The sequence below is a fragment of the Actinophytocola sp. genome, assembly GCF_036002505.1.
In the GTDB taxonomy this organism is placed as follows: Bacteria; Actinomycetota; Actinomycetes; order Mycobacteriales; family Pseudonocardiaceae; genus DASYTH01.
On record NZ_DASYTH010000004.1, the window covers coordinates 1 to 5,000 of the forward strand.

The following is a 5,000-nucleotide window of genomic DNA, read 5'->3' on the forward strand; positions in this document are numbered from 1 at the left end:
GCTCCTCGTGACGGCGGGCGACAGCGTCCGGCGATCCGCTGGCTTCCGCCGACTGGTCCGGCCCGAGCGGGGCGCTGTGTTGGTTGGGACGGGTCATCGCGAGATACCTCCGCGGCGGCTTAGCGACCTTCACGCGGATGGCCTTTTCGGCGCTAGACGGGGCAGCCCCGGCAAGAGGCTCCGGCAGCCCCGCGCTGTGCACTTCGGCCTATCTTGTGAATCAATCCCCCATAAACTCTTTCGCCCCGGCGGCACCCGGCGTACGATCCGTCAACGTTGGATAACCCACTGTTGGAAGCGCTGCGGAGTCTTCGCTAGACGGGGGTTGGTGGTGCGTATGCGGGCGCTCTTCGTCCCGACCCGCACGCAGCGTGTGCCGGTGCCGTAGTCAGGACCCGCTGGACGTCTGTGAAACGCCGAGAAGATCGCATCTCGCCTGAGAGCTCGTGATCCTCGGAGCGCCTGAGCGGGTCCGATGCCGGACCTGGCGTGCGGCACGTGGCTGCCTCGGTTGCTCGATGATCGCGAAGCGGGTTTGCGGCTGGGTGTTCGTCTCGCGCTGCGCGACTATTCGATTTCCTGCGTCCGTCCGTTCCTCCAGGGGGATCTCGTTGTGCTTTCCGCGTCCGTGGCCTCCTCTCGCACTATCTGGGTGTGAGGACTATGGACATTTGGAGTCGCAGCCGCGCGACGAACAGCGATACACGCCACCGTAGGCGGCGGTGGCTGCTTGTCGTCGTGCTGGTGGCCGGCGCGCTGGCGGCCGGCTGCGACGAGACGAGGCCGGAAACGCGTTCTGGCCAGTCCGACGACCGGCGGAGTTCGCCGGCCGAACGGACCACTCCCCCGACCGCCTCGCCGGACCCGCTCGCGGTGGCACGCCGAGATCTGGCGGCGGCCCAGGAGGGTTACTACCAGGCGTACATCGGCGCCGTCGCCTCGCCGGGCGATCGCGGCCGCATCCGACGCCTCCTCAGCGTGTACACGACGGAGAGCCCGGCACGGGTGGTGATGGCCGCGAGGATCAAGGGGCTGGCTGACAGGCGGCTGGCAGGCAGGGCCGGACCGGACGGCTATTACGTCGTCGAACGGGTCGACGTGACCAGCCTTCCCCCGCGGGGAGAGGCGACGACGACGGTGTGCACCTACGACGACGGTGTCCTGTACGACGCGGCCCGCAAGGGCCCCGACGGTCAGGAGATCGTCGTGAACGACGAGATCGAGAGCGCCCGTACGCGCTTCCTCTGGGTCCAGCAGAAGGGCGCCTGGAAGTTGCGGGGCGGCGACGTGGTGAAGACGTGGGAAGGGGGAAACCGATGCCCCGCCAAGGCGTCCGGATGATCGGCCCGGCGCTGCTCGTGGTCGCAAGCCTCATGTTCGCGCCGGGCGCGACGGCGAAGATCGGTCCGGCCGATCCGAACCCGTACGACCCCGGCCCTTGGGCGGCCGTGGATCCCACACTCGACGAACTGGTGGCCATGGTGGCCGGCGGTGGCCGTGGCTCGTCGGGCGGGTCCGGCGGCGGCTCGGGGCCGAAGTGCGTCTGGACGCTGGCGGTGGACTACTTCGCATTCGGCCAGCCACTGGCACACACCGAGCGCGAGGACCCGGACGGCACAAAGGCCGTGCTGTACATGCGCGAATGCGCGGGCCTGGCACCGGCACTGGTGTGGGTGCGGCAGGCCTCGCCGCAGGAACTGGCAGCCATCGCCGTCGACATGGTCCGGGATCGGCTCCCGGCCCCACAGGGCCTGTTCTCGCCGAAGCTGAACCCGGACGCGGCGCCGGTCGTGCACCTCCCGCTGTGGTTCGCGGTGTCCGGCGGCCAGTGGGCGCCGGTGTCCGCGACGGCCGCGATCCCCGGACTGTCCGCGACCGTGACGGCGCAGCCGACACAATTGGTGTTCGAACCCGGCGACGGCGCGGCCGCCGTGTCGTGCGCCGGTCCCGGTCCAGTGTTCCGGCCCGGCATGGCCGAGCCAGCCACGCCGCCCGCTTGCTCCTACACCTACGGCGACGCGTCCTCGGTGGCCCCGGACGGCCACGGATGGCCAGCCAGCCTGTCCATCCAATGGGAGGTGACCTGGTCGGCCAGCAGCGGCGCCGGCGGATCGCTCGGGCCGCTGACCACTGCGACCGGCTATGCGGTCCCCGTACGCGAGATCCAGGCAATCGAACAGGCAGGTGCACGATGACGCCGCCAGGAACGGGCGTGCTCCACGACCCCACCGCCACTTCGGCCAGCGGGCCGGACGGTCTGCTCACCGGCTCCCCCGCCCGGCTCGCGGCCGACCGGCGGCGGGCGCGGCGGCAGGGCCTCCTGCTCGCACCGGTGTTGATGGTCCTGGGCGCAGCAGGAGCCCTCTGGCTGGCCGCGCAGGGCGGCGGGCAGATCGAAGTGATCGCCCTGGCCACGCCGATCGAGCGAGGGCAGATCGTCGCCGAGGCCGATCTCGCGGTGGTCCGGCTGTCCGCCGAGGGCGGCCAACTTCGCCTGGCCACCCCGGCGACGGCGCAGCGCGATCTCGTGGGCAAGGCGGCGCTGGTCGACATGCCCGCCGGGACCCTGCTGACACCCGAGATGGTGGCAGCCGGCACGCCCCGGCCAGACGGAGTGGCGGTCGGCATGCGTGTGGCGGCCGACGCCATGCCCGCAGCCGTGCTGCGTTCCGGCGAGTGGGTGCAAGTCGTCGGCACCGACCCGGCCACCGGCCAGGCGACGGTGATTGCCCCGTCGGTCGAGGTGCTCTCCGTCGCCCCGGCCACGGCAGAGTCCACAGGTGAACGGTCGGACACGATCGTCTACCTGTCTGTGCCGCCGGGGTCCGCGGCTCAGGTCGCCGCGGCGGCGGCAACCGACAACGGCGTGCGGCTGCTGGGAGTGCGTCCATGAAGCCCGCGACCCCAGACCCGACGCCCAACGGCCAGGATGGCGTCATACGAGACGCCGGCCTCGCCGGTCGAGAGCGTCAAGCCTCCCCCGACGCCGGGGCAGTGTGCTGGGCGATCGCCGCCGCCGGCCACGGCGCGCCCGGCGCGACAACTGTCGGCGTGGCGGTCGCCGCCGCCGTGGCCGGACTCCTCGTCGAGGCGGACATCGACGGCGGCGTGTTGGGCGCCCGCTACGGGTGCTGGCTGCACGACGAGGCGCCCTCGCTGGCCTCGCTGGTGGCCAGCCTCCGCCCGGGCGTGACAGCCGCGGCGGTCAACGACCACGTCCAACTGCTTCCTTCGGGCGTTCGCGCCGTGCTCCTACCACCCTCGGCCGAGGATGCCGCGGGCGCTGTCGAGCATCTGGCTTTCAATTTGGACCTGCTTCGCGCCGCCCTGCCCGGGGGCCGGCTGGTGCTCGACCTGGGACGGCTGCACGCGGCCGGCACGGCGCTCGACCTCGCCAGCGCCGCCGACGCGGTCGTCGTGGTGGCCCGGCCCACCGTCGAGGAGCTGGCGGGGCTGCTGGCGCGCATGCCGCACCTGGCCGCGCGGTTCGAGCGCCTCGCGGTCGCGATCCGCGGGGACGGGCCCTACCGGCAAGCGGAGATACGCGCCGAGGCAGCGGCGCGAGCCGGTCGAGCGGTGCCGGTCGTGACAATCCCCGAGGACCCTCGCACAGTCCGCGGACTGGCCGTGCCGCCCGAGGGCCGGCGCGCCCACCGCCTCGAGCGGTCCCCGCTCATGCGGGCAGTGCGCGAACTCTGCAACGCCTTCCGAGTCCAGGAAACGGCCGAAGCTGGCGAGGCTACAACGGCTGAGTCAGCAGGACGCCCGGCGCCTGGCCAGCCGGCCGGCGTGGGGGGTGTCCGGCCGTGACCGGCGGCGCGTGGCTCGACGGCGCCACGCCCCGGCCGGCGACGCCGAACGGCCGCTCGACGACGGCGGCAACCAGCGGGCTGGATGAGGCGGCGCTGCGGGAGGTGGTCGCCGGCATCCGCGAAGCGGTCAACGCGCTGGCCGACGAACGCCGGCAAGCCGGCGGCCCGGTCCAGCCGGAGGTGCGCGCCGCGTTGGCCGAAGAGGTGACCGCGGCCTGGCTGCGGGAGGAGAACCTGCGCCGGGTGCGAGCCCGGCGCCGGCCGCTGGATCCGGATGCCGAGAACCGGCTGCGCGAACGCGTCCGAGCAGCGGTGTCGCCGCTGGGCCCGGTGGCACGGTTCCTCGACAGCCCGCAGTGGTCCGACGTCGAGGTCAACGGCGCGCACAACGTGGTCTGCACAGCCCGCAGCGCCGACCACCGGGAGGAATTCGCATCGCCGTTCGCCTCCGAGGCGGAGGTGTTCGAGTGGGCGGCCGAGCACGCCGCGCTGGCCGGTCAGCGATTCGACGAATCCAACCCGTCGGTGCGGTTCCGCCTGCCGAACGGCGTGCGGGTGCATGCGATCGCGAAGGTCACCAGCCTGCCGCACATCGACTTCCGGCTGTTCCTGCCCGGGCTGGACACTCTCGACGGGCTCGTCGGCGCCGGCATGTTCGGTGATGACGTGGGCGAGGTGCTGCGGTGTTCGGCCGCGGTGTGCGAGCCGATCGGTGTGATCTTCTCCGGGGGCACCGGCAACGGGAAGACCACCCTGCTGCGCGCGTGGTTGAACGCCCACCCGCATCGGATCGTGCTGGACCGCGTGGTGACCGTGGAAGACGAGCAGGAGCTGTTCTTGGACCGGCGCCGGTTCCGGAACCTGGTCGAGTTCGAGGCCCGCGAGCCGAACGTGGACGGCAAGGGCGAGTACTCGATGGAGCGGTACCTGTCCCACGACCTGCGGCGGCAGACCCCGCAGCGGGTGGCGCTCGGGGAGCTCAAGCCCGACGGCGGTGTGCTGCCGCTGCTGCTTGCCCTCGGCCAGGGCATCGCCCAAGGCGTGGCGACGACGATCCACGCGCCGACGGCCGAGGACGTGCTCCCCCGGGTTCGCACCTACGCCGCGTTCGGGGCCCGGCGGGTGGAGGAGACCACCGTGCTGGAGACGGTGGCAGCGTCGGTGGACCTTGTCGTGCATGTGGCCCGG

Annotated in this window: 5 protein-coding genes; all 5 read left to right on the top strand. The window is 72.4% G+C overall.

Features of this window, described 5'->3' with window-relative positions:
• Positions 1–744 precede the first annotated feature (744 nt).
• Complete coding sequence (locus VGR06_RS00040; protein WP_327556808.1) at positions 745–1,341, top strand: hypothetical protein; 597 nt, start codon at positions 745–747, stop codon at positions 1,339–1,341.
• Positions 1,317–2,195 (top strand): hypothetical protein, encoded by an 879-nt coding sequence (locus VGR06_RS00045; protein WP_327556809.1) that lies wholly within the window; start codon positions 1,317–1,319, stop codon positions 2,193–2,195. The genes VGR06_RS00040 and VGR06_RS00045 overlap by 25 nt, the downstream gene beginning before the upstream one ends.
• Positions 2,192–2,893 (top strand): SAF domain-containing protein, encoded by a 702-nt coding sequence (locus VGR06_RS00050; protein ID WP_327556810.1) that lies wholly within the window; start codon positions 2,192–2,194, stop codon positions 2,891–2,893. The genes VGR06_RS00045 and VGR06_RS00050 overlap by 4 nt, the downstream gene beginning before the upstream one ends.
• Positions 2,890–3,810: a hypothetical protein gene (locus VGR06_RS00055; RefSeq protein WP_327556811.1), complete on the top strand. Its 921-nt coding sequence runs from the start codon at positions 2,890–2,892 to the stop codon at positions 3,808–3,810. The genes VGR06_RS00050 and VGR06_RS00055 overlap by 4 nt, the downstream gene beginning before the upstream one ends.
• Positions 3,807–5,000 (top strand): ATPase, T2SS/T4P/T4SS family (locus VGR06_RS00060; RefSeq protein WP_327556812.1); only part of this gene is annotated, 1,194 nt, incomplete at its 3' end. The genes VGR06_RS00055 and VGR06_RS00060, both read left to right, overlap by 4 nt.